Annotated in this window: 21 protein-coding genes; 16 read left to right on the top strand and 5 right to left on the bottom strand. The window is 70.9% G+C overall.

Annotation, left to right across the window (positions count from 1 at the left end):
• The first annotated feature begins 132 nt into the window (after positions 1-132).
• The 3 genes from ACZ7M2_RS10485 to ACZ7M2_RS10475 all read left to right on the top strand — a co-directional run bounded on the left by ACZ7M2_RS10485 (position 133) and on the right by ACZ7M2_RS10475 (position 2,972).
• Positions 133-723, top strand: a complete 591-nt coding sequence (locus ACZ7M2_RS10485) for an RNA polymerase sigma factor (protein WP_471594917.1) — start codon at positions 133-135, stop codon at positions 721-723.
• A gap of 525 nt (positions 724-1,248) precedes the next feature.
• The gene (locus ACZ7M2_RS10480; protein ID WP_101400261.1) at positions 1,249-1,923 is read left to right on the top strand and encodes an RNA polymerase sigma factor; all 675 of its coding nucleotides are present in this window, start codon (positions 1,249-1,251) and stop codon (positions 1,921-1,923) included.
• Positions 1,923-2,972, top strand: coding sequence for a hypothetical protein (locus ACZ7M2_RS10475; protein WP_471594916.1), 1,050 nt, complete (start codon positions 1,923-1,925; stop codon positions 2,970-2,972). Before ACZ7M2_RS10480 ends, ACZ7M2_RS10475 begins: the two co-directional genes overlap by 1 nt.
• 371 nt (positions 2,973-3,343) lie before the next feature.
• Here ACZ7M2_RS10475 and ACZ7M2_RS10470 read toward each other — a convergent pair whose 3' ends face one another.
• Positions 3,344-4,189, bottom strand: coding sequence for a L,D-transpeptidase family protein (locus ACZ7M2_RS10470; RefSeq protein ID WP_471594915.1), 846 nt, complete (start codon positions 4,187-4,189; stop codon positions 3,344-3,346).
• Positions 4,190-4,417: 228 nt separating this feature from the next.
• Between ACZ7M2_RS10470 and ACZ7M2_RS10465 the strand changes: the two genes are divergently transcribed.
• The 3 genes from ACZ7M2_RS10465 to leuE all read left to right on the top strand — a co-directional run bounded on the left by ACZ7M2_RS10465 (position 4,418) and on the right by leuE (position 7,377).
• Entirely contained in the window at positions 4,418-5,998 is a 1,581-nt protein-coding gene (locus ACZ7M2_RS10465; RefSeq protein WP_471594914.1) for an acyl-CoA mutase large subunit family protein, read from the top strand.
• A 99-nt stretch (positions 5,999-6,097) separates the two neighbouring features.
• Positions 6,098-6,670, top strand: coding sequence for a Uma2 family endonuclease (locus tag ACZ7M2_RS10460; protein WP_266591374.1), 573 nt, complete (start codon positions 6,098-6,100; stop codon positions 6,668-6,670).
• Between the two features lie 53 nt (positions 6,671-6,723).
• Positions 6,724-7,377, top strand: a complete 654-nt coding sequence (gene leuE, locus ACZ7M2_RS10455) for a leucine efflux protein LeuE (RefSeq protein ID WP_471594913.1) — start codon at positions 6,724-6,726, stop codon at positions 7,375-7,377.
• A 101-nt stretch (positions 7,378-7,478) separates the two neighbouring features.
• Here the strand turns inward: leuE and ACZ7M2_RS10450 are convergent, their stop codons facing one another.
• Positions 7,479-8,906, bottom strand: coding sequence for an FAD-dependent oxidoreductase (locus ACZ7M2_RS10450; protein ID WP_471595221.1), 1,428 nt, complete (start codon positions 8,904-8,906; stop codon positions 7,479-7,481).
• A 124-nt stretch (positions 8,907-9,030) separates the two neighbouring features.
• Between ACZ7M2_RS10450 and ACZ7M2_RS10445 the strand changes: the two genes are divergently transcribed.
• Positions 9,031-9,681: a TetR/AcrR family transcriptional regulator C-terminal domain-containing protein gene (locus tag ACZ7M2_RS10445; RefSeq protein WP_471594912.1), complete on the top strand. Its 651-nt coding sequence runs from the start codon at positions 9,031-9,033 to the stop codon at positions 9,679-9,681.
• Between the two features lie 14 nt (positions 9,682-9,695).
• Here ACZ7M2_RS10445 and ACZ7M2_RS10440 read toward each other — a convergent pair whose 3' ends face one another.
• From ACZ7M2_RS10440 to ACZ7M2_RS10430, 3 genes are all read right to left on the bottom strand, one after another.
• Entirely contained in the window at positions 9,696-10,820 is a 1,125-nt protein-coding gene (locus ACZ7M2_RS10440; RefSeq protein ID WP_471595220.1) for an acyltransferase family protein, read from the bottom strand.
• 225 nt (positions 10,821-11,045) lie between these two features.
• Positions 11,046-12,380 (bottom strand): alpha-2,8-polysialyltransferase family protein, encoded by a 1,335-nt coding sequence (locus ACZ7M2_RS10435; protein WP_471594911.1) that lies wholly within the window; start codon positions 12,378-12,380, stop codon positions 11,046-11,048.
• The gene (locus ACZ7M2_RS10430) at positions 12,377-13,357 is read right to left on the bottom strand and encodes a glycosyltransferase family 2 protein (RefSeq protein ID WP_352049177.1); all 981 of its coding nucleotides are present in this window, start codon (positions 13,355-13,357) and stop codon (positions 12,377-12,379) included. Before ACZ7M2_RS10430 ends, ACZ7M2_RS10435 begins: the two co-directional genes overlap by 4 nt.
• Before the next feature lie 198 nt (positions 13,358-13,555).
• Between ACZ7M2_RS10430 and ACZ7M2_RS10425 the strand changes: the two genes are divergently transcribed.
• The 9 genes from ACZ7M2_RS10425 (at position 13,556) to ACZ7M2_RS10385 (ending at position 25,671) form a co-directional block, all read left to right on the top strand.
• Positions 13,556-14,863, top strand: coding sequence for a DUF6716 putative glycosyltransferase (locus ACZ7M2_RS10425; RefSeq protein ID WP_471594910.1), 1,308 nt, complete (start codon positions 13,556-13,558; stop codon positions 14,861-14,863).
• Positions 14,864-14,937: 74 nt separating this feature from the next.
• Positions 14,938-16,170: a cytidylyltransferase domain-containing protein gene (locus tag ACZ7M2_RS10420; RefSeq protein WP_471594909.1), complete on the top strand. Its 1,233-nt coding sequence runs from the start codon at positions 14,938-14,940 to the stop codon at positions 16,168-16,170.
• A gap of 14 nt (positions 16,171-16,184) precedes the next feature.
• Positions 16,185-17,123: an N-acetylneuraminate synthase family protein gene (locus ACZ7M2_RS10415; protein WP_352049115.1), complete on the top strand. Its 939-nt coding sequence runs from the start codon at positions 16,185-16,187 to the stop codon at positions 17,121-17,123.
• An 80-nt stretch (positions 17,124-17,203) separates the two neighbouring features.
• A complete protein-coding gene (locus tag ACZ7M2_RS10410; protein WP_471594908.1) occupies positions 17,204-18,283 on the top strand; it encodes a hypothetical protein in 1,080 nt (359 codons plus the stop codon).
• A 99-nt stretch (positions 18,284-18,382) separates the two neighbouring features.
• The gene (locus tag ACZ7M2_RS10405; protein WP_351308362.1) at positions 18,383-18,766 is read left to right on the top strand and encodes a hypothetical protein; all 384 of its coding nucleotides are present in this window, start codon (positions 18,383-18,385) and stop codon (positions 18,764-18,766) included.
• A 249-nt stretch (positions 18,767-19,015) separates the two neighbouring features.
• The gene (gene pstC, locus ACZ7M2_RS10400) at positions 19,016-19,987 is read left to right on the top strand and encodes a phosphate ABC transporter permease subunit PstC (protein ID WP_471594907.1); all 972 of its coding nucleotides are present in this window, start codon (positions 19,016-19,018) and stop codon (positions 19,985-19,987) included.
• Position 19,988: 1 nt separating this feature from the next.
• A complete protein-coding gene (pstA, locus tag ACZ7M2_RS10395; protein WP_355308975.1) occupies positions 19,989-21,266 on the top strand; it encodes a phosphate ABC transporter permease PstA in 1,278 nt (425 codons plus the stop codon).
• The gene (gene pstS, locus ACZ7M2_RS10390; protein ID WP_471594906.1) at positions 21,266-23,026 is read left to right on the top strand and encodes a phosphate ABC transporter substrate-binding protein PstS; all 1,761 of its coding nucleotides are present in this window, start codon (positions 21,266-21,268) and stop codon (positions 23,024-23,026) included. Before pstA ends, pstS begins: the two co-directional genes overlap by 1 nt.
• Entirely contained in the window at positions 23,023-25,671 is a 2,649-nt protein-coding gene (locus ACZ7M2_RS10385; protein ID WP_471594905.1) for a hypothetical protein, read from the top strand. Before pstS ends, ACZ7M2_RS10385 begins: the two co-directional genes overlap by 4 nt.
• Positions 25,672-25,899: the final 228 nt, after the last annotated feature.

The raw sequence follows: 25,899 nt of genomic DNA, 5'->3' as shown, positions 1-25,899 counted from the left end.
GGGACGCCCGGGGCGCCTGACGGGCTGTGACATTTCTGTGGGGCCCGACGCAGATGACCACGTGGGCGTCGACACGGCCGACCGTGTCGCACGGTGCGCATTCTGACCGACTCGGGGCGAACGAGGACAGCGTTGGGCCAGGGAGGGGTACCCCGCCGCGTACAGGCGTACGACGGTGAGCTCGGTGCGGCCGTGACGCGGGCGCAGCAGGGGGACGAGGCGGCCTTCGCGCTGGCGTACCGGATCGTGCAGCCCGGACTGCTCGGATACGTGCGCGGGATCGTCGGGGACGACGCGGAGGACGTGGCGTCCGACGCCTGGCTGGAAATCGCGCGGGACCTCGGGCGGTTCAAGGGGGACGGGGCGGGGTTCCGCGGCTGGACCGCGACCATCGCACGGCACCGCGCGCTCGACCATCTGCGGAGGCAGAAGGTACGGCCCCGGGCGACCGGGCTCGAGAACGACGTACTGGAACTGCCCGACACCCGCAGCACTCACGACCAGGCGCTGGAGAGCCTCTCCACGGAGCGCGCCCTGGAACTGGTCGCACGGCTGCCCCGCGACCAGGCCGAGGCCGTACTGCTGCGGGTGGTGGTCGGCCTCGACGGTCCCGCCGCCGCCCGTGTCCTCGGCAAGCGCCCGGGCGCGGTCCGCACCGCCGCCCACCGTGGCCTCAAGCGCCTGGCGCAGCAGTTCGGCGCCGACGGGGACCCCGGGGTGTGACGCCCAACGGCCTCTGGACGCCAAGGATGCGGAAACGAGCGTCTGGAAGCGGTCGGCCGAGGACAGGAGGGGCGGGCCGTCGCCGCGTACCGGGACGCTCGCGAGGGCGGGGCGCACGGTACGCGGACCCGGCGGCGCGACGACTGGCGACCGCGCGAGCAGCGCCGACCGGGGCGCGCTCTCAAGGAGAGTTAAGAGGCCGATGGCAACGGCCGGGGCCGCCACCCCCCACAGGAGAGGCCCCGACCGTCGCGCGGCACGGGCCGCGCGGCGACCCGTACTCTCTACAGCGCCGCGGCTGCGTTTTCTGTCACACCTCGCTGTGTCACCAGTTAGTTGCATCCTGTACGAACATGGACGGGGAGCGGTTTCAGGCCGTAACGTGCCATTCGCGCCGGTGCGGGGCGACGGGCAACCGCAACCACGAGGGACCTGAGACCGCAACCATCAATTGCGAAACCACGACGGCGAGAAACCCGGTCCGCGAGAGCGGCGCCGGTTGAGGCGCAGAGAGGCGTGCGCGCGGTGCTGGGGGACGACGCGGAGCTGACCGCCGCGGTGCTTGCGGCACAGGACGGGGACGAGACCGCGTTCCGGACTGTGTACCGCTCGGTGCACCCACGGCTGCTCGGATACGTACGAACGCTGGTCGGTGACCCGGACGCGGAGGACGTCACGTCCGAGGCCTGGCTGCAGATCGCCCGTGACCTGGAGAGGTTCAGCGGTGACGCGGACCGCTTCCGTGGCTGGGCCGCGCGGATCGCCCGCAACCGCGCCCTCGACCACATACGCATGCGCGGGCGCCGCCCCGCGATCGGCGGTGACGAGACGGAACTGACCGCGAAGGCCGGGGATTCCGACACCGCGGGCGAGGCGATCGAGGCGCTGGCCACCGACAGCACCCTCTCGCTGATCGCCCAACTCCCCCAGGACCAGGCGGAGGCCGTCGTGCTGCGCGTGGTCGTCGGCCTCGACGCCAAGACCGCGGCCGAGACCCTCGGCAAGCGCCCCGGAGCCGTCCGCACCGCGGCGCACCGCGGTCTCAAGCGGCTCGCGGAACTGCTCGGCGCGGATCCGGAATCCGCAGGCGGCCTCGGCGCCGTCCCCCCACAAAGAGAGTCACGAAGAGAGTCGCGCACACGCGCGGTGACGTCCGCGGGTGTGACGCATACGCGTTCGCGGACGCAGAAGGACATGTGATGGCCGACGAGCAGGACAAGTGGCTGGACCGTGACGCCGCGGAGCGTCTGCTGCGTGGTGAGCCGCTGGAAGCCGTCGACGCCGACACCCAGGGCCGGGCCAAGCGGCTCGCCGACGTGCTCGGTGCGCTGGCCCCCGAACCCGCGCCGACCAGTGCCGAACTCCCCGGCGAGGCTGTCGCGTTGGCCGCGTTCCAGCAGGCGCGAGCGGGCCGGAGCGGCGAGGTCGCCCAGCGCGGCGGACGGGTGCGTCCGGGGGCCGCGGCCCACTCCGCCGACGCGGGTCTCGTCCGGCTGGGCCGTCCGGCTCCTGCCCCGCGGGGGCCCCGTTGGGGCCGTCCGGTGCGCCTCGGGATCGTCGCCGCGCTGGCCGCGGGGATGATCGGCGGGGTCGCCGTCGCGGCCGGAACCGGAGTGCTGCCGACTCCGTTCCGTGACGACTCGCCGCACCCGGCCGCGACGATTTCCGCGGCACAGACACCACGGCAGCCGTCCCTCTCGCCGTCGCCGGGAGCGTCGAAGGCCGACGGTTCCCAGGCGCCGGTCCCGGGCGCCACCACGAGCGCGCCCGCCGCTGCCGGCTCCGGCGACGACGAGGCCCAGGGGCCCGGCGCGCCGAGTGGACAGCCCGACTCCTCCGACGCGGGGCGGTCGGCCCGCGCCCGCGAGTGGTGGGCCAAGACCCGTTCGTACTGCCGCGACGTGCTGGACGGCAAGACCCTGGAGTCCGGCCGCAGACGTGTCCTGGTGGACGCCGCGGGCGGCGGCCGGCGCGTGACGAAGTACTGCAAGGGTGTCCTGGCACGGACGGGCGCCAGCGGGGGCGACGACCGGGGCGGGCAGGGCGACCTGGGCTCGGACTCCGGCTCCGACCAGGGCGCCGGGGGCGGTACCGGCGACGGCTCGGGCAACGGCTCCGGTGGCGGGGACAACGGCGGTGACGGCGACGGCCACACGGGCTCGGGCGGCTCGGGGGGCCACCACGGCCACAACGGGATCCTCGCCCCGTCGCCGAGCTCGGTCGTCGCGCCGCTGCGGTCGGCCCTCTGAGCAGTCACTGCTGCGGTCGGCCCTCTGGGCAGTCGTCGCTGAGGCCGACCCTCTGGGCAGTCGCCGCTGTCGGCCCTCTGGGCGAGCTTTCCGCCATCCGGCCCGGTATGTTCTCAGCCACCCGGACTCCGGGCACCCTGCAATGTTCCCTCTGACCTGCGGTTTCTCGCTCCCTCGGAATTTTCTTCCGCCCGGGTGTGACGTTTTCGGCCGCGCCGACGCAGTACTGGGTGAGCCGACTGGTCATCGGCCGTCGCACCGAGCCGGGGTTCCCCCCGTACCCAGGCCTGGTGCACATCGGCGCGGGCGGGACACGTTCCCCCGGTCCCGCCCGCGCCCCATCACTCCTTGGGCCCCCTCCGGGCCGGCCGTCACCAGTAGACGACGACCTTGTCCCCGGTCCGGACCTGCGCGAACAGCGCCGCGATCTTCCCCTCGTCCCGTACGTTGACGCAGCCGTGCGAGGCGCCGTAGTAGCCGCGGGCCGCGAAGTCGGGGGAGTAGTGGACCGCCTGGCCGCCGCTGAAGAACATCGCGTACGGCATGGACGTGTGGTAGATCGTCGACACGTGGTAGCGCGATTTGAAGGACACGCTGAAGACCCCTTCCCGGGTCGGCGTGTACTGCGAGCCGAACCGCACGTCCATCTCCGAGACCGTCTTCCCGTCGATCATCCAGCGCAGGGTGCGACTCGTCTTGCTGACGCACAGCACCCGGCCCGTCATACAGCGCGGGTCGGGCCGCGCGGCGGGCTGCCCGCCGTAGGGGTACAACTCCCACGCGGCCGGCTTGTGCGTCATCCCGCGCAGCCGCTCCCAGGTGACGGCGTCCAGTTGGCCGGTCCGCGGCAGCCCGCGCTTGCCCTGGAACCCCTTCACCGCGGTGACCGTCGGGGTGTCGTACGTCCCCGTCGGCGCCGGGATGAGCCAGGCGAGCTGGTGCAGCCGGGCCTGGAGCTCACGGACGTCGTTCCCCTTGTCGCCGCGGGACCAGAGGACCTTGGGGGCGGCGGACGGTGTCGTGCCGCCCGGCTTGTCGTCCCCGGGCGTGGCCGAACGGTCCGGCTTCGAGGCGGACGGCGGCGTGTTGCCCCGCGTGCTGCCCGGCGTCCTTCCCTGCGTGCTCCCGTGCGCGTCCACGGCCTGGGCCGTACAGCCGCTCACCGCGACGAGCGCCACGAGGGCGGCCAGCGATCTCCCCATACCAGTCGTACGCATTCCAACCCCCGGTGCGTCGTCTTGTCCCCTGAGATGCTCCCCACGCGCGCCCGGTTGCGAACGACGCGCCATCCTGGGGAATGAAGCGTGTGAGCAAAGAATCCTGAGAGCGATGAAGCCTGTGAGCAAGGTCCCAGCGCGGTCCTCTCCATCCCGCGCACGGCCGCCGCTACAGTCCGTGGCGAAGGTCGGACCTACCGGTAAGTAACTTCAGTGGGAGGCACAGCAATGGCGCGCGAGTCGGAGTCCAGACTGCCCATCGAACCGCTCTACGGACCCGAGGTGCTGGAGGGCTGGGACCCGGCCGGGAAGCTGGGCGAGCCGGGCGCGTACCCCTTCACCCGCGGTGTCTACCCGTCGATGTACACGGGCCGCCCGTGGACGATGCGCCAGTACGCGGGCTTCGGCACGGCCGTGGAGTCGAACGCGCGCTACAAGCAGCTGATCGCGAACGGCACGATGGGCCTGTCGGTCGCCTTCGACCTGCCCACCCAGATGGGCCACGACTCGGACGCGCCGATCGCGCACGGCGAGGTCGGCAAGGTCGGGGTGGCCATCGACTCGGTGGAGGACATGCGGATCCTGTTCGGCGGCATCCCGCTGGACAAGGTGTCCACGTCGATGACGATCAACGCCCCCGCGGCGCTGCTCCTGCTCATGTACCAGCTGGTGGGGGAGGAGCAGGGCGTCCCGGCCGATCAGCTGACGGGCACGATCCAGAACGACGTGCTCAAGGAGTACATCGCGCGCGGCACGTACATCTTCCCGCCCAAGCCCTCCCTGCGGCTGATCGCGGACATCTTCAAGTACTGCAAGGCCGAGATCCCGAAGTGGAACACGATCTCGATCTCCGGCTACCACATGGCCGAGGCCGGTGCCTCGCCCGCGCAGGAGATCGCGTTCACCCTCGCCGACGGCATCGAGTACGTCCGCACGGCCGTGGCCGCCGGCATGGACGTCGACGACTTCGCCCCCCGCCTGTCCTTCTTCTTCGTCGCTCGTACGACGATCCTGGAGGAGGTCGCGAAGTTCCGTGCGGCCAGGCGCATCTGGGCGCGGGTGATGCGGGAGGAGTTCGGCGCGCAGAACCCGAAGTCGCTGATGCTGCGCTTCCACACCCAGACCGCCGGGGTCCAGCTGACCGCCCAGCAGCCGGAGGTGAACCTGGTGCGCGTCGCGGTCCAGGGCCTGGGCGCGGTCCTCGGCGGCACGCAGTCGCTGCACACCAACTCCTTCGACGAGGCGATCGCGCTCCCGACGGACAAGAGCGCGCGCCTGGCGCTGCGGACGCAGCAGGTCCTGGCGTACGAGACGGACGTGACGGCGACGGTCGACCCCTTCGCCGGAAGTTACGTCATCGAGAAGATGACCGACGACGTCGAGGCGGCCACGGTCGAACTGATGGCGAGGGTCGAGGAGCTGGGCGGCGCGGTGGCCGCGATCGAGCACGGTTTCCAGAAGGGCGAGATCGAGCGCAGCGCCTACCGGATCGCGCAGGAGACCGACTCCGGTGAGCGGGTCGTGGTCGGCGTCAACCGCTTCCAGCTCGACGAGGAGGAGCCGTACGAGCCTCTCCGCGTCGACCCGGCCATCGAGGTGCAGCAGGCCGAACGCCTCACCAAGCTCCGCGCCGAGCGCGACCGGTCGGCGGTGGACGCGGCCCTCGCCGACCTCAGGAAGGCGGCCGAGGGCACGGACAACGTCCTCTACCCCATGAAGGACGCCCTGCGTGCCCGCGCGACGGTGGGCGAGGTGTGCAACGCGTTGCGGGGGGTTTGGGGGACGTATGTGCCGTCGGATGCGTTCTGAGCTGGGCGGTTCCTCCGAATGGGTGACCAGGGGCGGAAACCGCACGTCCCCGGTTACTCTCAGGGAGAGTGTTCCCGAAAGGAGGGTGCCGTGGCTGTGATGCTGCATGAGTCGTCGCTCACCGATGCTGCCGACCGGCTCTGGGAGGAACTGCCCGGGCACCGGGTGGAGATCCTCAACGGGAGCATTGTTGTGACACCGCCGCCGGACGGTCCGCATCAAGAGACGCTGACCTGGCTCATTGTGGAGTTCTCGAGGATCGGAGCCAGGCGGGCGGGGCTCAGGTACGTGCAGGGCATCGGTTTGTGGCTACCGACCGGACCGGACGATTACGCCGTGCCGGACTTCTCTGTTGTCGACGCCGATTACAAAGACGCACTGGTCGAGAAGAACTGCTACGCGCCACACGTCTTCCGTCTGGTTGTGGAGGTGACCTCTTCCAACTGGACCAACGACACGGCAACCAAGGTCGACATCTATGCCCGGGCAAACGTTCCCGTCTACCTTGTAGCCGACCGTAAACACGACGAGGTCCTCCTCTACCGGCACCCGGTCGACGGCAAATACTCCGATCCTCTCCGCTTCGAGCGCGGCCAGAGCGTGCCCGTCCCTGATTCCGTCGGTGTCGCCCTCGACCTCTCCGTCGACACCCTCCTCGACGGCGACGACTGACGCCGACGACACCCGAAGGTGCGGTGTCGTACTCCCGTGCGACACTCCACCTCATGCTTGGTGTTATCGACCTCCCGACCTATCTCGCGGGACTCGTCCTGATCGTCCTGCTCCCCGGCCCCAACTCGCTGTATGTGCTGTCCGTCGCCGCCCGCAAGGGCGTACGCACGGGATACACGGCCGCCGCGGGTGTCTGGTGCGGGGACACCGTGCTGATGACGCTGTCCGCGGCCGGAGTCGCCTCGCTGCTGCAGGCCAACGCCGTGCTGTTCGGGATCGTGAAGTACGCCGGGGCCGGATATCTGACATGGCTGGCGGTCGGGATGCTGCGCGCCGCGTGGGGCATGTGGCGCACCCGGCACGAGCGGGCCGAGGAGAGCGAGGCCGCTCCGGCGCCGGCTGCCGAGGAGCGCCCCTACCGGCGGGCGCTGGTGATCAGCCTGTTCAACCCGAAGGCGATCCTGTTCTTCGTCGCCTTCTTCGTCCAGTTCGTGGACCCGGGCTACGCCTACCCGGCCCTGTCCTTCGTCGTCCTCGGCGCCTTCGCCCAGCTCGCCAGCTTCCTGTACCTCACCGCGCTGATCTTCAGCGGGACGAAGCTGGCGGCGGCCTTCCGGCGACGCAAGCGACTCTCGGCGGGGGCCACGACCGCGGCGGGCGCCCTGTTCCTGGGGTTCGCCGTGAAGCTCACCCTGGCCAGCGCCTGAGCGCTCCGCTGGACGTACCGGGACGTGCCGACGATCGTCTGCGGCGCCGTCGTGGTCGGTCGCGCAGTTCCCCGCGCCCCTTCAGGGCGCGGCCGAACCGCCTAGGACGGAACCCGGCCGAGGACACCCAGGCGCGTCGCGTACTCTCGCAGCCCCGAAGCCGTGTCGCCCGTCCACCCCACGTAACCGTCGGGGCGGATCAGGAAGAGGCCGGTGCCGTACGACTCGTGCGCGGGGATGCCGACCGTGTGGACGGGGAGCGCGGGCGCCTGGGTTTCCGGGCCGGCCGCGAGCAGGGTCCACTGGGGGCCGCGGAAGGCGTCGAAGAGCCGGGTGCCGTCGGGGAGAGGGCCGTCCGGGGCGCGGTCGCCGGCCCTCAGGGCGTTCTTCGGGAGGCCCTCGCGCAGGTCCGTCGAGAGTGACGAGTCCCGGTAGCCCAGGCCGAGTTGACCCGTCGTCTCCGTGCTGCGCCGGGCCTCGCCGCGGTGGACGGCCGTGGACAGGCCGAGCATGTGCGCGGCGACGGGCCGCCGTTCCTCCTCGTAGGAGCCGAGGAGTGCCTCGGGAGCGCCGTCGCCCAGCACCGCGCCCAGCTTCCAGCCCAGGTTGTAGGCGTCCTGGACGCTGGTGTTGAGGCCCTGGCCGCCGGCCGGGGAGTGGATGTGTGCCGCGTCCCCGGCAAGGAAGACCCGCCCCGCGCGGAAGCGGTCCGCCAGCGCCGCCCGCGGGCGGAAGTCCGAGGCCCAGCGCACCTCGGTCACGGCCTCGGGGGCGACGTGTGAGCGGGCGGCGACGACCTTGCGTACGCCCTCCAGGGACAGATCGGGTTCGGTCCCCTCCGGGAACCGGGCGGTGAGCTGGAAGTCCTCGGTGCCGGCGAGCGGGCAGATCGCCAGGAAGCCGTCGTCGTCGTCCCGGGGCGGGAACACGTGCCAGTGGTCACGGTCCAGGCCCGTGACACGGACGTCGGCCACCAGCGCCGGATGCGGGTCGACCGTCTCGCCGGACATGGCGATCCCGAGCCCGCGCCGCACGGTCGAGCGGCCGCCGTCGGCGCCGACGAGGTACCGCGCGCGGACGGGGCCGCCGTCGGCGAAGTGGGCCGTCACCCCGTCCGGGCCCTGGTCGACCGTCAGCAGTTCGCGCCCGAAGGCGACGCCTGCGCCCAGTTCGACGAGGCGCGCGAAGAGGATCTCCTGCGTACGCCACTGCGGCACCATCCACGGCTCGGCGTACGGCGAACCGTCGCTCGCCTCGGCCGCGTCGAACATCCGGTGCTCGCCCTGCGGCTTCCCGCCCTGCCAGATCAACCCGACCGGGTAGGGGCCGCCGGCCGCGCGGATCGCGTCGAGTACGCCGAGGTCCTCGAAGACCTCCATCGTGCGCGGCTGGACGCCCTTGCCGCGCGACCCGGGGAACAGGCCGTCGGTCCGCTCCACGACGAGCGCGTCCACCCCGCGCCGGGCGAGGTCGACGCCGAGGGCGAGACCGGCGGGGCCCGCCCCCACGATCAGAACGTCGACGTCCACGTCCGAGCCGATGTTCCGGCCCGCGCCCGTCACCGTTGCCTGTGCTGCCATGACCACACTCTCCTTAACGCTGTTAAGTTCCGGCGTTTCCGAGCGTGGCCTTAACGGTGTTAAGTTGTCAAGTGTGAGTACGGAACGAAGAGCGCCGCTCGACCGCAAGCGCGTCGCGGACACCGCCCTGAGGCTCCTGAACGAGGGGGGACTGGAGGGCCTGACCCTGCGCGCCATCGCCAAGGAGCTGGACGTCAAGGCGCCCGCCCTGTACTGGCACTTCAAGGACAAACAGGCGCTGCTCGACGAGATGGCGACGGAGATGTACCGCCGGATGACCGAGACCGCGCCGGTCGACTCCGGCGCCACCTGGCAGGAGCGGCTCCTGGCGGCCAACCGCGCACTGCGCGCCGCGCTGTTGAGCTACCGCGACGGTGCCAAGGTCTTCAGCGGCTCACGCTTCACCGGCGCTCTGCACGCGGTCGAGATGGAACAGCACCTGCGCCTGCTCACGGACGCGGGCTTCACCCTCGCCCAGGCGGTCCGTGCGGCCATGACGGCCTACTTCTACACCCTCGGGTTCGTCACCGAGGAGCAGGGCGTCCAGCCGCTCCCCGGCGAGCGCCGCGCGGGATACGACGTGGACGACCGCGCCCGCCGGATGGCCGACTTCCCTCTGTCGGCCGCGGCGGGCGCGGAGATGTTCGAGGACTACGACCAGCACTTCGAAGAAGGGCTGGCCCTGGTGATCGCGGGGATCGGGACGCGGTACGGGATCGGCTGAACCCGCGGTGCGCCCTACGGCCGGGACGCCCCCACGGTCGGCCGGGGCTTCGCCAGCGCCGTGCGCAGTTTGGGCGTCAGCCAGTTCTCCACGTACCGGTTGAGGAGCCAGGCCAGGACCAGCATGCTCGCCGCCGTCAGCAGGAACGTGGCGTACGACGGGATGTGCAGCCCCTGGTGGAGAGCCTTGATGACGACCCAGCCCAGGTGCTCGTGGACGAGGTAGAAGGGGTACGTCAGCGCGCCCGCGACCGTCAGCCAGCGCCAGTTGGCCCAGCGCAGCCAGCCCAGGGCGATCGCGGCGACCGCGACGTAGCCGAAGGTGACGACGAGGACGATGCCGTAGGTGGTGCGGTAGGAGAAGCCGTTGGCCTGCGGGGCGTGCCACAGCCCCTGCACCGCGTAGTGCTGGCCGATCAGCCAGCTCACGGCCACGATGCCCCAGGCGTACACGTCCTTGCGGTCGCGGTGCACCAGGTAGAGGCCGACGCCGCCGATGAAGTACGGCGCGTACTGGGGCATCAGGACGATGTCCAGCAGCGGCATCTTGGCGCCCTGCGCGATGACGTAGGCCAGCGTCCAGCCGGCACAGAACATGATCACGCGGCGGCGGTTCGCGCCGGGCAGCACGATGCACAGCGCGAAGAGGGCGTAGAAGCGGACCTCCGCCCACAGCGTCCAGCACACGCCCAGCACCCGGTCGACGCCGAGCGGGTACTGCAGCATCGTGAAGTTGACCAGGGTGTCGCTCGGCGAGACCGTTTTGAACGCGACCATCGGCAGCGCGAACACCACCGTCACCAGGATGATGGCGGCCCAGTACGCGGGCAGCAGCCGGGAGGCGCGGGAGGCGAAGAACGAGCGCAGCGGGCGGCCCCAGCCGCTCATGCAGATGACGAAGCCACTGATCACGAAGAACACCTGAACGCCCAGGCAGCCGTACGCGAAGTACCCGTGCAGCACGGGGAACTGGTGGCGCGGCGAGCTGCCCCAGGCTTTCGCGACCTCGCCGTCGCGCCCGCCGTAGTGGTACGCGGCCACCATCAGCGCGGCGACCAGCCGCAGTCCGTCCAGTGCGCGCAGCCGCGTCTCGCGGGGCTTGGCCGGTTTCGCGGGGGGCGGTGCGTCCGTGGGCGGCAGGACGGTGCGGGCCACGGTGCCCGTGGAGGCCACTTGGACGGCCTCGCGCGAGTCGATCACAGGTTTCCCCTCAACGGGACTCAGTGGACCCACAGCACACTAATCCGATTAATAAGGTTTACCTGGCCGTCTGATCGACGATTCGCCCGACGGTCTGTGCGTGTTCACCTGTATGTCGTTTCGGGTTCCCGGACCGGCCCGCGGCGGCCCGGCCCAGGAACCGGATCAGCGACCTACCGCGCGCTTCAGCGAGCGGGCGCGGCGTGCCACGCGGCGCACGGTGGCGTTGCGCGGGATGAACGCCAGCTGCGCCGGGACCGCGCCGGGCAGCGCCAGCGAGGTGAGGCGCTTGCGCTTGAAGTAGCGCCGGGTGTGGTGGTTCAGATGCCTGGTCAGGTAGGCCTCGGCGGCCGGGCGCAGGTCCGGGTAGATCTTCGGCTGCATCGCGAAGCCGACGGCCCGGACGAGGTCCGTCAGTGCCGTCACGTCCATGCCTTGGCGCTGTTCGTTGACCGCCGACTCGTCTGTCAGTTCGGGCAGCAGCGCGTCCACGATCGTGACGGGGACGCGGTTGCTGTTCTCGTACGGCGTGAGACGGTCGAGGAGGGGGCCGGTGCCGACGCGGGCGACCGGCAGGCCGTACAACGCCGACGCGGTGAGCAGCGCGGTGGAGAAGCAGCCGACCACCAGGGCGGGGCGCATCCGCTGGTAGAGCACCTCGGCGAGGACCGGGGTGTCGAGCACGGTGAGGTCGGCGCCGAGCTTCTCGGCCTCCTTCTCCAGCAGGCGCGACCAGCGGGCCGGGGCCGAGGGATGCGGCTTGAACACCACGCGCGTGTGGCCGAGCGCGAGGGCGCCCTTCAGCATCCGTACGTGGAGGTTCTCCTCCTCCTCGGCGGTGAGGATGTCCAGCGCGGAGAGGTACTGGCCGAGCAGGAGGGCCGGTTCGTCGACGAAGGGCAGCTCGTCGCCGGTGTCGACCAGCTCGGCGAGCACCTTCGAGAACGCGTCCGTCGGCACGATCTCCGGCTCGACGCCGAACTCGGTGAGGAGCAGCGGCTTGAGGCCGGGGACGAGGTCCAGGTGGAGCAGGCGGGTCACGCGCGTGCCGACCAGCGGGTCGATCTTGTTGCGGGTGGGGCCGTAGCTCATCAGGCCGTCCGCGTACACGGTGACGGGCGCGCCCATGAAGATCTGCGAGATGCCGAGCGCCGGGTTGACCTGGATCGACTCGACGGCCAGCTCGATGTCGTCGTCGCCGAGGTTCCAGGCGAGCCGCAGGTGCCGCTCCCACAGGGGGACGTCGTCGGGCCGCGGGGCCCAGCCGCCCGGGTGGAAGGGGGAGATGGTCTCGTTCCACGAGATCACGTCGTCGAAGCGGCCGCGCAGCTGTTCGAACCCGGGCATCTCGTCGAGGCCGGGCGTCGTCTCGGGCGTCGCCGCGTTGTTGGAGACGAGCAGGATGCGCCGGTCGGCGGGGCGGAAGCAGTCGGTGTCCAGGGCCGCGGCGAGCGTGGCCGTGCCGTACAGCGTGGACGCCATGAAGATCTGGGTGGTCACGCGGCCACCCCCGTGGTGGAAGCCGGACGGCGGCGCAGCCGGCGCAGCCGCGTGGCGCGCTGCATGTCCATCGAGTCGAGGGCGTCGTCGAGCACGTCCTGCGGCATGTTCCGCAGGGCGACGGCGCTCATCGACTTCAGTTTCCGTGCCACTGCCGGCTCGAACCTTTCGATGGATCCCAGATGATGGGAAATAATCGCGCAATAGGTGCGCACGGCCTTGGGCAGGAGTTTTTCGGCGTCGCGGTCCGCCGCGGTTTCCGCCACCACCTGGTCGAACGCGCGAATGAAGTCGAGCTGGCGCACGTCCCCGATCTGGGTGAGGGAGGAGGCCACACCACGCCGGTAGAACACACCGAGAAGCCCCACCGTGGCGAAGGATTCCGCCTCCCGGTGCAGCTTCCAGATCCAGGGCCGGTCCTCGGCCGTCCGCAGGCCGTCGGTGAAGTGCAGCAGCCCCCGGTCGACCAGCCGGCGGTGGTAGATGCCCGCCCAGGCGTAGGCGTAGTCGACGGAGGTGGAGCGGTCGGCGGGCAGTATCGCGTCGCGGGGGTTCAGTACCACTCCGCGCCGGCCGTGCGGGACCCTGTGGATGGTGCGGGCCCGCGCGGTGCACTGGACATGGTCCGTACGGACGAAGTCGCAGCCCAGCTGTTCGATGGAGGCAACAAGTTGTTCGTAATAGCCGGGGGCGAGCCAGTCGTCCCCGTCGAGGAACGTGAGGTATTCGCCGTGCGCGGCGTCGATGCCCGTGTTGCGCGCGGTCGCCAGTCCTCCGTTCTTCTCGTGTCTGACATACACCGCGCCGGGGAGCTCGCGCTCCGCGCGCGCGAGAATGTCCGGAGTCTCGTCTCGTGAACAGTCGTCCACGAGAACGAATTCGAAGTCCTCACGTGCGTTCGCACGCAGGCTCTTCAAGGTGTCGGGTGCATATTGCTGCACGTTGTAGAACGGCACGATGACGGAGAGCTTGACCACCCACGTGACGTTAGGCGGCGGCCCGGCATTCGTCTTGACCGTTGGTGAGATGTCAGGTGAACGACGCGTGGCGAAGCAGTGAACCCAGCTGATTTCCGGCGCGATCACGGCCTGATTCGCCATTCGTCGATGTGCTGTTAACCGTTTGTTGCATTCAGGTTGGGCCGCAACTCGGAATGGCTTCCTAGCGTCTTGGACGTGCCAGCAAGTACCAGGAAGTCCCTGCGGGTCGCCGTTCTCGCGGATTCCGACACCCGGTGGAAATGGGGTTCGCTCACCGCGAATCGCATTTCACCGGCTGAATCGGACATTCTGCTCGACGGCTATCTCCTGCGCGGCCGAGCCACCCCCACCGCCCGCCAGCTCGAAGAAGTCGGCGTCCGCGCGGATTCCCTCCGCGAGGTCACCGCCGTCGAATTCCTGCGCGCCATGGAAGGGGAGCCGTACGACGTCCTCGTCATCGCCCTCGTGGGCGGCGGTGTGCAGGCGATCCTGCACGGCCTGGCGCATGTGTGGGAGGGACGGAGCAAGCGGCCCGTGGTCGTCACCGGCTATGTCGGCGTCGTCTACGAGAAGCTCGCCGACGGCCTGCTGCTGCGGCACGGCGCGGACCTCGTCCTCGCGAACTCCCGGCAGGACGCGGAACGCTTCCGGGCCGTGTACGAGGGAGTGGGCGCCGACGCCTCCTCGGTGACGGAGGTGGCACTGCCCTTCCTGGGTGGCGCCGCCTACGAGAAGCACGACCCGTACACGGTCGTCTTCGCCGCCCAGCCCTCGGTCCCGGAGAACCGCAAGGACCGTACGTACCTGCTGAACCGGCTGATCCAGCACGCCCGCCTCCACCCGGACCGCGAGGTGCTGCTGAAGCTGCGCTCCAAGCCGGGCGAGCACACCACGCACATCGAGGAACTGCCCTACCAGAAGCTGGCGCAGAAGACCGACCTGCCCGCCAACTTCCGGCTGGTGTACGGCCACATGGGTGAGGTGCTCGACCGCACCGACCTGCTGGTCACCATCAGCTCCACGGCGGCCCTGGAGTCCCTGCACCGCCGCATCCCCACCGTCGTCCTCAGCGACCTCGGGGTGCGCGAGGCGCTCGGTAACCACCACTTCGTGGGCTCCGGCTGCCTCGCCTCCTGGGACCAGCTCGACGCCGGACACGAGCCGGCACCCGACCCGGTGTGGGTGGCCCGGCAGGGCGTCGCCGCCGACGGCCAGTACGAGACGGCCTTCGACGAGGCGCGCGCCCGGATCACCGGCCTGCTGGCGGCCCCCGGACTGCTGCCCCTCGCCCCCTACTACACGCCCGTCACCGCCCCCGGCTACCTCCCCGGGATCCTCGCCCGCCACCACCTCGCCCCGGACGGCAGCCCGCTGCCCGGCGCCCCCGCGGCCGACAAGGAGCCCAGCCCCGTACGGCAGATCGTCCGCCGGGCGGCCCGCGGCGCCTACCGCCACGGAGTGCAGCGCGTGGCCCCCGTGATCCGGCGGATGGGGGAGCTGTGACCACCGTCGATCCCTCAGGCCTTCCGCCGGTCCCTCAAGCCTTCCCCCGTGTCCCTCGTCAAGGAGAACAGCGCATGACCAACTCGGAAGCGGGTCACGCGGCGCCGGTGCGCCGGGTGCTCGCGGTGATTCCCGCGCGCGGCGGCTCCAAGGGCGTCCCCGCCAAGAACCTCCTCCCGGTCGGCGGAGTGCCGCTGGTGGCCCGCGCGGTGCGCGAGTGCCGGGCGACGCGGCTCGTCACGGACGTGGTGGTCTCCACCGACGACCAGGCGATCGCCGCCGCCGCCCGTGAGGCGGGCGCCGAGGTCGTCCTGCGCCCCGCCGCCATCGCCGGCGACACCGCCACCTCCGAGGCCGCCGTCCTGCACGCCCTGGAAGCCCACGAGGCGCTGCACGGATCCGCGGTCGACGTGGTCCTGCTCGTCCAGTGCACCAGCCCGTTCATCACGCGGGAGGACATCGACGGGGTCGCCGGGGCGGTCGTCGAGAACGGTGCCGACACCGCGCTGACGGTGGCCAACTTCCACGGCTTCATCTGGCGCGACGCCGCCGAGGAGTCCACCGAGGGCGGCAACGGCGTCAACCACGACAAGTCCTTCCGGCCCCGCCGCCAGGACCGGCCCCAGGACCTCCTGGAGACCGGCGCGGCCTACGCCATGGACGCGGCGGGCCTGCGCAAGCACCAGCACCGCTTCTTCGGCCGCACGGAGCTCGTCCGCACCGACCCGGCCCGCGTGCTGGAGATCGACGATCCGCACGACCTCGCCCGCGCCCGCGCGCTGGCCCCCCTCTTCGACGCGAACCGGCCTGGTTCGCTCCCGACCGCGGAAGACATCGACGCGGTCGTCCTCGACTTCGACGGCACCCAGACCGACGACAGGGTGCTGATCGACTCCGACGGACGGGAGTTCGTCTCCGTGCACCGCGGGGACGGCCTCGGTATCGCCGCCCTCCGCAAGAGCGGGCTGACGATGCTGATCCTGTCCTCGGAACAGAACCCGGTGGTCGCCGCCCGGGCCCGGAAGCTCAAGATTCCGGTCCTGCACGGCATCGACCGCAAGGACCTCGCACTGAAGCAGTGGTGCGAGGAGCAGGGCATCGCGCCTGAGCGCGTGCTCTACGTCGGCAACGACGTCAACGACCTCCCGTGCTTCGCCCTCGTGGGCTGGCCCGTGGCGGTCGCGAGCGCCCACGACGTCGTGCGCGGCGCCGCACGCGCGGTCACCACCGTCCCCGGCGGCGACGGCGCGATCCGAGAGATCGCCAGCTGGATCCTCGGCCCTTCTCTCGACTCCCTCGACAAGTAAGGAACTTCTCCACCATGAGCACCAACTCCCGTCTGCGCCAGTTCGGTTCGAAGACCGCCGGTCCCGGCCACCCCGTCTACGTCGTCGGCGAGATCGGCATCAACCACAACGGCGAGCTCGAGAACGCCTTCAAGCTGATCGACGCCGCCGCCGAGGCCGGCTGCGACGCGGTCAAGTTCCAGAAGCGCACCCCGGAGATCTGCACCCCGCGCGACCAGTGGGACATCGAGCGCGACACCCCCTGGGGCCGCATGACCTACATCGACTACCGCCACCGCGTGGAGTTCGGTGAGGACGAGTACCGCCAGATCGACGAGTACGCCAAGAGCAAGAACATCGACTGGTTCGCCTCCCCGTGGGACACCGAGGCCGTCGCCTTCCTCGAGAAGTTCGACGTCCCCGCCCACAAGGTCGCCTCCGCGTCCCTCACCGACGACGAGCTGCTGCGCTCCCTGCGCGCCACCGGCCGCACGGTCATCCTCTCCACGGGCATGTCGACCCCGAAGCAGATCCGCCACGCGGTGGAGGTCCTGGGCAGCGACAACATCCTGCTCTGCCACGCCACCTCGACGTACCCGGCGAAGGCCGAGGAGCTCAACCTCCGCGTCATCAACACCCTCCAGGCCGAGTACCCGAACGTCCCGATCGGCTACTCCGGCCACGAGACGGGCCTGCAGACCACGCTGGCCGCGGTCGCCCTGGGCGCCACCTTCGTCGAGCGTCACATCACCCTGGACCGCGCGATGTGGGGCTCCGACCAGGCCGCCTCCGTCGAGCCGCAGGGCCTCACCCGCCTCGTCCGCGACATCCGCACCATCGAGGCCTCCCTCGGCGACGGTGTCAAGAAGGTCTACGAGTCCGAGCTCGGCCCCATGAAGAAGCTGCGCCGCGTCACGGGCGTCGTCGCCGAGTCCGAGATCGCCGCGGCCGCGGGCGAGCCGGTCACGGTCTGAGGTCCTGACCTCCAGAACCCCCCACGCGTTACCTTCCACCTCCCTACGACAACTCCTTACGACAGGACGGTCGTACGTCGATGAGCCCCCGCGCCGGATCCACCGGCCCCCACACTCTCGCCTTCGTCGAGAGTCCGGTACAGCTCCTGAACGTGCTGGAATGGGCACACACCTCTGCCCAACACGGCACGGCGCCCGGCGCGGGGCTCACCCTCGTCGTCCTGTCCCCCAACGACCCGATGACCCGTGGCCAACTGCGCCGCATGGCCGAACTGGCCCGCGACGAGGGCCACTCGGTCCGCTGGGAGGAGGCGCGCGGTGGCACCACGGCGCCCTTCCACACCATCGGCGGCCTCGCCCCGCTGCTGCGCAGGGCCCGCCGCATCGTCATGGGAGACCCGTTCTCCCGCTATGTGCAACTCCTCCTGACCATCACCCGCGCCCCCGACCTGGTCGTGGTCGACGACGGCACGGCGACGATGGAGTTCGTCGCCCAGCTGGCCCGTGGCGAACGCCTGGTCCGCTGGCACCGCAAGGGTGGCCGCCCGGGCCCGCGTGACCTGCTCTTCGCCCCGGTGTCCTCCTCGGCCAGGCGCCGGCTGACGCCCAGTGACCGCCGTACGGTCGAGGTGTTCTCCTCGATGCCGATCGACGAGACCCCGATCGGTGTGCGCGTCACCGCCAACGACTTCTCCTGGACCCGGGCCCGCTTCGGGCCGCCCCGCCTCACCAAGGGCGCGGACCTGGTCGGCACGTCCCTCGTCGAGACGGGAGTCGTTGACGGGGACCGGTATCTCCAGGCGGTCCGCACCCTCGCCAGGTCCCACGGCGCCACCCGCTACTTCGCCCACCGCCGCGAGAGCGCCGAAAAACTCCACCGGCTGGCCGCGGAGACGGGCCTGGAGATCGTCCGCCCCGACCTCCCCCTGGAACTGATCGCCCGCCGCGGCCCCATCGGCCGCACGATCCTCAGCTTCCCCTCCACGGTCGTCCACACCCTGCCGCTGGCCCTGGCCGGCACCGAGGTCCGCGTCGCCGTCTGTGACATCGACCCGGCCTGGCTGACGGAGAACGCCTCTCCGCGCGCCCAGGGCTTCCTGTCCGGGGTGACGGGGACGGCACGGGACGTGCACCGGTTGTCGGCGGTGACATCGGCGTAGGGAAGCCGTGCGCCGTCCGGCGAGTCACCGCATGAGACTGATGAAGTCGATCGATCCGGGGCTGACGTCGGGGCCCGCGGGTTTCGCCGGGCCGTTCTCGTGATCGGCCCGGCGGAGGTGCTGCGGGCACTGCGGGTCCACGGAACGATCGCGTGGTTCCGGATCTCGGCCGGGGTGGATCCGCTGGATTCCCTCGTCCGTCCGCCCTTGGTCGTCTGGCGCTACGCCGACCCGCGGGACCGGGTACGTCTGGCGATCCCGCCGACCGTCGAGACGTTCGAGGGAAACGTCGGGTGGGTCGCGGACGTCTCGGCCGAGAACTGGTACCTCGAGCCACGCAGGGTGCGGGACGCACTCTCCGGAGCCGCTCCGGGGTACCCGGGTGTCCTGTCCGACCTCAAGCACGGGGACCAGGACTTCTGCATCCGTGCCACGCGGGATCTCGAACTCCTCCTGGCCAGGATCGAGAGGCTGCACGCCTGAGTTCGCGGCGGCGGCCCGGTCCGGGCGATACACAGGAACTCCGAATCTCCTCCACACCGGTTGCACCGAACAGACACGTGTTGTTCGTCAACCATCCATAGATCGCGCGTTGGACCGACACGATCCAGCCATTGAATCTCCCCGCACGGCACCAATCGGTCGCCGCACGCCTGTTTCGTTTACGCAGTGGGGGGACCACACGTGGCGTCCGCACATGTGGAGTCCGACAGATCGGATTCCGACAGACCCGTGCCCCGGCGGCCGCACGCCGCTCGTGGGCTCGGTGACCGGATCTTCCGGTACCAACTGACAGCCAGCGGTGTCGTCGTCCTCGCCGTCATGGCGGGAGTTGGCCTCTTCCTGCTGCTGAGAGCCGGTCAGGCACTCAAGGCCACCGGGTTCTCCTTCCTCACCACCGCCGCATGGCAGCCGGACGTCCACAACTTCGGCATCGCGGCCGTGCTCACCGGCACCCTGCTGATCGCCGTCGTCGCGGTGACGATCTCGGTGCCGCTGGCCATCGGGACCGCGCTGTTCATCACCGACGTGGCACCGCGCAGGCTGCGCTACACGCTGGTGACGATGGTGGACCTGATGGCGGCCGTGCCGTCGGTCGTGTACGGGCTGTGGGGGCTGTTCTTCCTCCAGCAGCACGTGATCGGACTGTCGCGCTGGCTGTCCACCTGGCTTGGCTGGATACCGCTGTTCACGGTGGACGGAGCCCAGCCGGGCGAGCCGCTCGCTTCCGACAGCGTCTACACCGCCTCCACCTTCGTCGCCGGGATCGTCGTCGCGCTGATGGTCGCGCCGATCCAGTGCTCGGTGATGCGCGAGGTCTTCGCCCAGGCCCCGGCCGGCGAGCGCGAGGGAGCCTACGCGCTCGGCGCCACCCGCTGGGGGGTGATCCGCGCGGTCGTCCTGCCGTACGGCAAGGGCGGCATCATCGGTGGCACGATGCTCGGCCTCGGCCGGGCGCTCGGCGAGACCATCGCCGTGTATCTGATCATCTCGCCGGTGTTCGTCATCCAGCCGCACATCCTGCAGACCGGCGCGAACTCGGTCTCGTCGCTGATCGCCCTGCACTACGGCGACGCCTCTCCCTTCGGCATGTCGGCGCTGATGGCGGCGGGCCTCGCGCTGTTCCTGCTCACCCTGTCGGTCAACTTCACCGCCTCCTCGGTCGTGGCCCGCTCCCGGTCCGGCGCACAGAGCGAGGCATGAGATGACCGTCGTAGAAGAGAACCTCGTGGCGCAGGAGCCCGTCCTGGCCGCCGGGCCCGCCGCGGCGGAGCCCGCCCTGCCTCCCGACCGGCCGCGCCGTATCGGCGGCGTCAGCCTCTCCGGCGTGCTGTCCCTCACCGGCGCCGCCGCCTCCGGGCTCTGCGCCACGATCCTGCTGTACGGCGAACTCGCCCCGTTCTCCGGCGCGTTGGGTTTCACCGTCACCGCCTACCTGCTCTTCCTCGCGATCTACGCGGTGTTGACGGGATTCGAAGAAGACGGCCAGGCCGTACGCGACCGGGTGATGACGGTCGTGCTGTGGACGGCGGCCATGCTGCTGTTCACCGCGCTCGTGCTCATCGTCGGCTTCACCGCCTGGCGCGGCCGGGAGGCGCTGCTGCACCTCAACTTCTTCACCGAGGACATGCAGGCCGCCGGCCCGCTCGACCCGCTGACGAACGGCGGCATCGCCCACGCGATGCTCGGCACCCTCATCATGACCGCCATCGCGCTCGCGATCACGGTGCCGCTGGGTCTCGCCTGCGCCGTGTACCTGAACCAGGTCCCGGGCCGCTTCTCACGGTTCGTGCGGACCATGGTCGAGGCAATGACCGCGTTGCCCTCGATCGTGGCCGGCCTGATGGTGTTCGCCATCTGGATCCTCGGGCTCGGGATGCAGAAGTCCGGGCTCGCGGCCGGCTTCGCGATCAGCGTGATGATGCTGCCGATCGTGATCCGCGCGTCGGACGTCGTGCTGCGGCTGGTGCCGGGGACCTTGACCGAAGCGGCCGAGGCGCTCGGCGCACCCCGCTGGCGCACCGTCCTGCACGTCATCCTGCCCACCGCCCGCTCCGGGCTCGCCACGGCCGTCATCCTCGGCACCGCGCGCGGCATCGGCGAGACCTCTCCCGTCCTGCTGACCGCCGGTTTCAACCCGGCGCTCAACGCCGACCCCACCAGCGGGCCGATGGTGTCCCTGCCGCTGGCCGTCTTCAACTTCGTCAAGTCGCCCCAGCCGACCATGATCGCTCGCGGCTTCGGCGCGGCGGCCGTCCTCATGGCCCTGGTCCTGGTGCTGTTCGTGATCGCCCGCGTGATCGGCGGTCGCGGCCCCGGCCACCAGACCAAGCGTCAGGCCCGCCGCACCGCCCGCGCCTCGCGGCAGGACGTGGCGCGCTTCGACGAACTGCACGCCCCCGGCCTGTCCCTGTTCGAGGCCGCCCCCCGCACCGAAGCGTCCGCCACAGCCGACCCCACCGCTCCCGGAGAGAACGACTGATGCGCAGCCACCTCCATACCGTCCTCGGGCGCCTGCGCGCCCTTGCGACCCTCGGCGCCCTGTTCGGCGTGATCGCCGGCCTGCTGGCCGGGCTCGCGGCCACGCCCGCCGCGGCCGAGAGCTACACCCCGGTCGCCGGCGCGGGCTCCACGTGGGCGGAGAACGCCATCGACCAGTGGCGCAAGGCCGTCAACCAGTACGGCATGCGGATCAGCTACGCCGGCGGCGGCTCCTCCGACGGCCGCCGGCAATTCCTCAGCGGCACCGTCGACTTCGCGGTCTCGGACATCCCGTTCCAGACCCACCCGACCGACGGCTCGGCCGCCGAACGTCCGTCGGTCGACAGCTACGCCTACATGCCGATCGTGGCCGGCGGCACCGCCTTCATGTACCACCTGACCGTCAACGGCAAGAGGGTCACCAACCTCCGCCTCTCCGGAGACGTCCTCACCAAGATCTTCACCGGCGTCGTGAAGACCTGGGACGACCCGGTGATCAAGGCCGACAACCCGGGGCTCCAGCTGCCGCACCGCCCCGTCGTCCCCGTCGTCCGCTCCGACGGTTCGGGCTCCACCGCCCAGTTCACGATGTGGATGACCAACCAGCACAAGTCGCTGTGGCAGGCCTACTGCGGCAAGGTCGGCCGCTCCGGGGCCTGCGGGCAGACCTCGTACTACCCCACCGTGTCCGGCATGATCGCCCAGTCCGGCGACCCGGGCGTGGCGGGCTACGTCGCCCAGAACTACGGCGAGGGCGCCATCGGCTACGTCAACTACTCGTACGCCATCAACGAGGGCTATCCGGTCGCCAAGATCCTCAACCACGCGGGCTACTACACCGAGCCGACCCCGAAGAACGTCGCCGTCTCGCTGCTCAAGGCGAGGATCAACACCAACAAGAGCTCCGCCGACTACCTCACCCAGCAGCTCGACGGCGTCTACAACGACAGCGACCAGCGCAACTACCCGCTGTCCAGCTACTCGTACATGATCCTGCCCCTGAAGGCGCAGGGCACCTTCACCGAGGCCAAGGGCAAGACGCTCGGCGCCTTCTCGTACTACTTCATGTGCCAGGGCCAGCAGCAGATGCCCCAGCTCGGCTACTCGCCGCTGCCGATCAACCTGGTGAAGGCGGGCTTCGACCAGATCCGCCGCATCCCGGGCGTGCAGACGAAGAACATCAACATCAAGGGCTGCAACAACCCGACCTTCTCCAGCGACGGGCACAACAAGCTCGCCGAGACCGCCCCCTACCCGGCGGCCTGCGACAAGAAGGGCGCCGCGGCCTGCAACACCGGCAGCGGCGGCGCCAAGTCGGGCGGCGGCTCCGGGGATTCGGGATCGACGGGCGGCACGAGTGGCGGCGGCACGTCGGGCGGTTCCGCGAGCGGCGGTACGAGCGGCGGGAGTTCGGGCAGCGGCGGCGGCACCGGCGGCTCGACGGGCGGCAGCGCCCAGCCCGTCGTCGACCCCGACACCGGCCAGACCCTGGCGCCCGGCACCGGTACCAGTAGCAGCGGTGGATCGGGTACCGGGACCGGCGGCGGCACCGCCGTGGACGGCACCATCGCCCTCGCCCAGCCGATCGCCGTGGCCGGGCACAGCGGCTGGACCACCACCCAGACACTGATGCTGCTCGCCGCGGCCCTGGTCCTCGGGCTGCTGCTCCTGCCGTCCATCGTCTCGCGGGCCATGGCCGGGCGCACCGGGAGCGGCGAGAAGAACGACACCAAGGACGTCATGGACGGGGGTGCGCGATGAAGCGCGTACGCAAGCTGCTGGTGCGCCTCGTCGCCGGCGCCGCCGCCGGAGCCCTCGCCGGCCTCGCGGTCGCCCAGACCGCCCAGCCTGCCACCGCCGCGAGCGGCACCGACTCCGCCGTCACCGTCTCCGGCCGCGGCGAGTTCAAGGACATGAAGTTCAAGGTCAGCCAAACCGAGCACCTCACCAGCCAGGCGATCACCGTCTCCTGGACCGGCGGCACCCCGAGCACCTTCGCGGGCACGCTGTTCAACACCGACTTCGTCCAGATCATGCAGTGCTGGGGCGACGACGACGGCACCGTCCCGGCCAACCCGGGCCCGTCACGCACCCAGTGCCAGTACGGCGCCTCCCCGACCACCGACCGGGGCAGCTGGCCGGGCAACGAGTACGACGACTCCCGCAAGATCTTCTACAGTGCCGACCCGAGCAACTACGGCCAGGACGACCGCTACGGCGCCGGTGGCGTCTCAGGACAGGGCGAGGTGCCCTTCAAGTCCGTCGACGGCACGGTGATCACGAGCGGCACCCAGAACAACTCCCTGTTCAACCACAACACCACCAACGAGGTCGACTTCGCCCGCACCGGCGCCGACGGCACCGGCCAGGAGTTCTTCGAGGCGCAGACCGCCAACGAGGCCCCGCACCTGGGCTGTGGCGTCCCGGTGACGGAGAACGGCCGTACGGCACCGCGTTCCTGCTGGCTGGTGATCGTCCCGCAGGGCCACCTCGACCTCGACGGCAAGCCCTACGCCGACACCAGCCAGGTCAACGCCGGCTCCCCGGTCTCCTCCACCAACTGGAAGAACCGCATCGCCGTCAAGCTCGGCTTCAACCCGGTCGGCGCCAACTGTGCCCTCGGCTCCGACGAGCGGGCCACCGCCGGCAGCGAACTCGCCGCCGACGCCATGACCAGCTGGCAGGCGGCCCTGTGCCCGGCCGGCAGGGTGTACGGCTACACCGAGCTCGGTGAGCCCGACACCCGCGCCCGCCTCACCGCGAACGGCGCCTTCGGGCTTGCCTTCACCACCCGGGCTCTCGGCGCGGACACCGGCACGACCGCACCCACGGACACCACCGTGTACTCGCCCACCGCGCTTTCCGGCACCGTCATCGGCTTCACCATCGAACGCAGACCGAAGGCCGGAGCCTCCGACGCGGCCCGTCGCCTCGCCGGTACCAAGGTCGAGTCCATCGACCTCACGCCCCGGCTGGTCGCCAAGCTGCTTACGGAGTCCTACCGCAACTCCCCTTGGGGAGCGGTCCTCGGCTCCACCGTCGCGAGCGGCTACGGCTGGGCGAAGAACAATCCGGCGGGCCTGGCGACCGACCCCGAGTTCATCGCGCTCAACCCTGAGTTCGCGGAGCTGTCGATCCCCGAGACCCCGGCCACCGACACCGACCTGCTGACCTCGCTCGGCCACAGCGACTCGGCTCGCGCGGTCTGGCAGTGGATCCTCTCCGACAAGGAGGCCCGCAGCTTCCTCGCGGGCGTGTCCGACGACTGGGGGATGCGCGTCAACCCGTACTTCAGCACCAACGCGGACCTGAACCCGACCGGGTTTGCCTTCGACCCGGCCAACACCGACACGTACCCCAAGAGCGACCCCTGGTGCACGATTCCGGCGAACAGCGGCGCCACCGAGAAGCAGTGCATGATCGACTTCCATCCGTACGTGACGGACATGCACGCCGGCGCCCTGCACACCCGGCGCGCCGACAGCCTGTGGAAGGCGACCTGGGACCCGCTGGCCAGCCCGCCCGCCTACAAGAACCCCGGCCCGCAGACGGTGGGCTCCCGGTTCGTGATCACGGTCACGGACGCGGCCTCCGCCGCCCGGTTCGGCCTGCAGACCGCACGGCTGCGCAACACGGCAGGTAAGTTCGTCGCGCCCACCACCGCGTCCCTCACCGCCGCCGCGGCGAGCGCGTCCGGCGCCCACGCCGCCGAGATCAGTCCGGCCAAGGCCACCGCGAAGGGCGCGTACCCGCTTGCGCAGCTGGTGTACGCGGCCGTACGTCCCGGCAAGCTCGACGCGGCCGCCCGCAAGGACTACGCGGCGCTGCTGACGTACGCGGCAGGCAGCGGGCAGGTCTCCGGCGCGGACCCGGGCCGGCTCCCGATCGGCTACGCCCCGCTGTCGAAGACGCTGCGCGCGAAGGCCACCCACGCCGCCACCACCCTCGCCGACTACACCGGGCCGTCCGCCACGCACGGCGGTTCCTCCGGCGGATCGAGCGGCGGCGGCACCGGTGGTACGGATGGCGGCTCCGGCGGTACGTCGGACGGGGGCGCCTCCGGCGGCGGTACGGGCGGCGGTGGTACGGGCGGCGGCGACGCGGCATCGGGTGGCGGCGGGAGCGCGAGCCCCACGCCCAGCGGCGCGCCCTCCTACGACGGTGGCAAGGCCGTCGCGACCACGGCCGCGGGCACCACGCCGGCCGACCCGGCGAACGCGCTCCGCTACGCCGTCCCGCTCGGCGCGGCGCTCGGCGCCGTGGCCGGTGTGGGCGCGCCCTTCGCGGGCGGCAGCCGGCTCCGCTTCCCGCTCCGCGTCCCCCTCCCCGGCGGCCGCGTCCTGACCATCCCTGCCCCCACCCTCCCGGAACGGCTGCGCAAACTGCTGCCGCCCGGCCGGCACTGACCCCGTGCCACGGCCGCACCGCCCCGGTCCTTACGGGCCAGGAGAGCCAGGCCCGTAAGGACCGGGGCCACGGCCAGGGGAGTCCGGCCCACTGGGCCGAGTCTCTCGGGGAGGGGAGTCCGGCCCGCTGGGCCGAGGCTCTCGAACGACGGAGCCAGGTCCACCCGGGCTGAGGCTCTCCGACAAGGGAGTTCAGCCCGCTGGGCTGGGGCTCTCGGACGACGGAGC

The organism is Streptomyces sp. NPDC111507 (genome assembly GCF_055638955.1).
The sequence above is the reverse complement of the archived record's forward strand: the minus strand, read 5'-3'. Positions and strand labels throughout refer to the sequence as shown.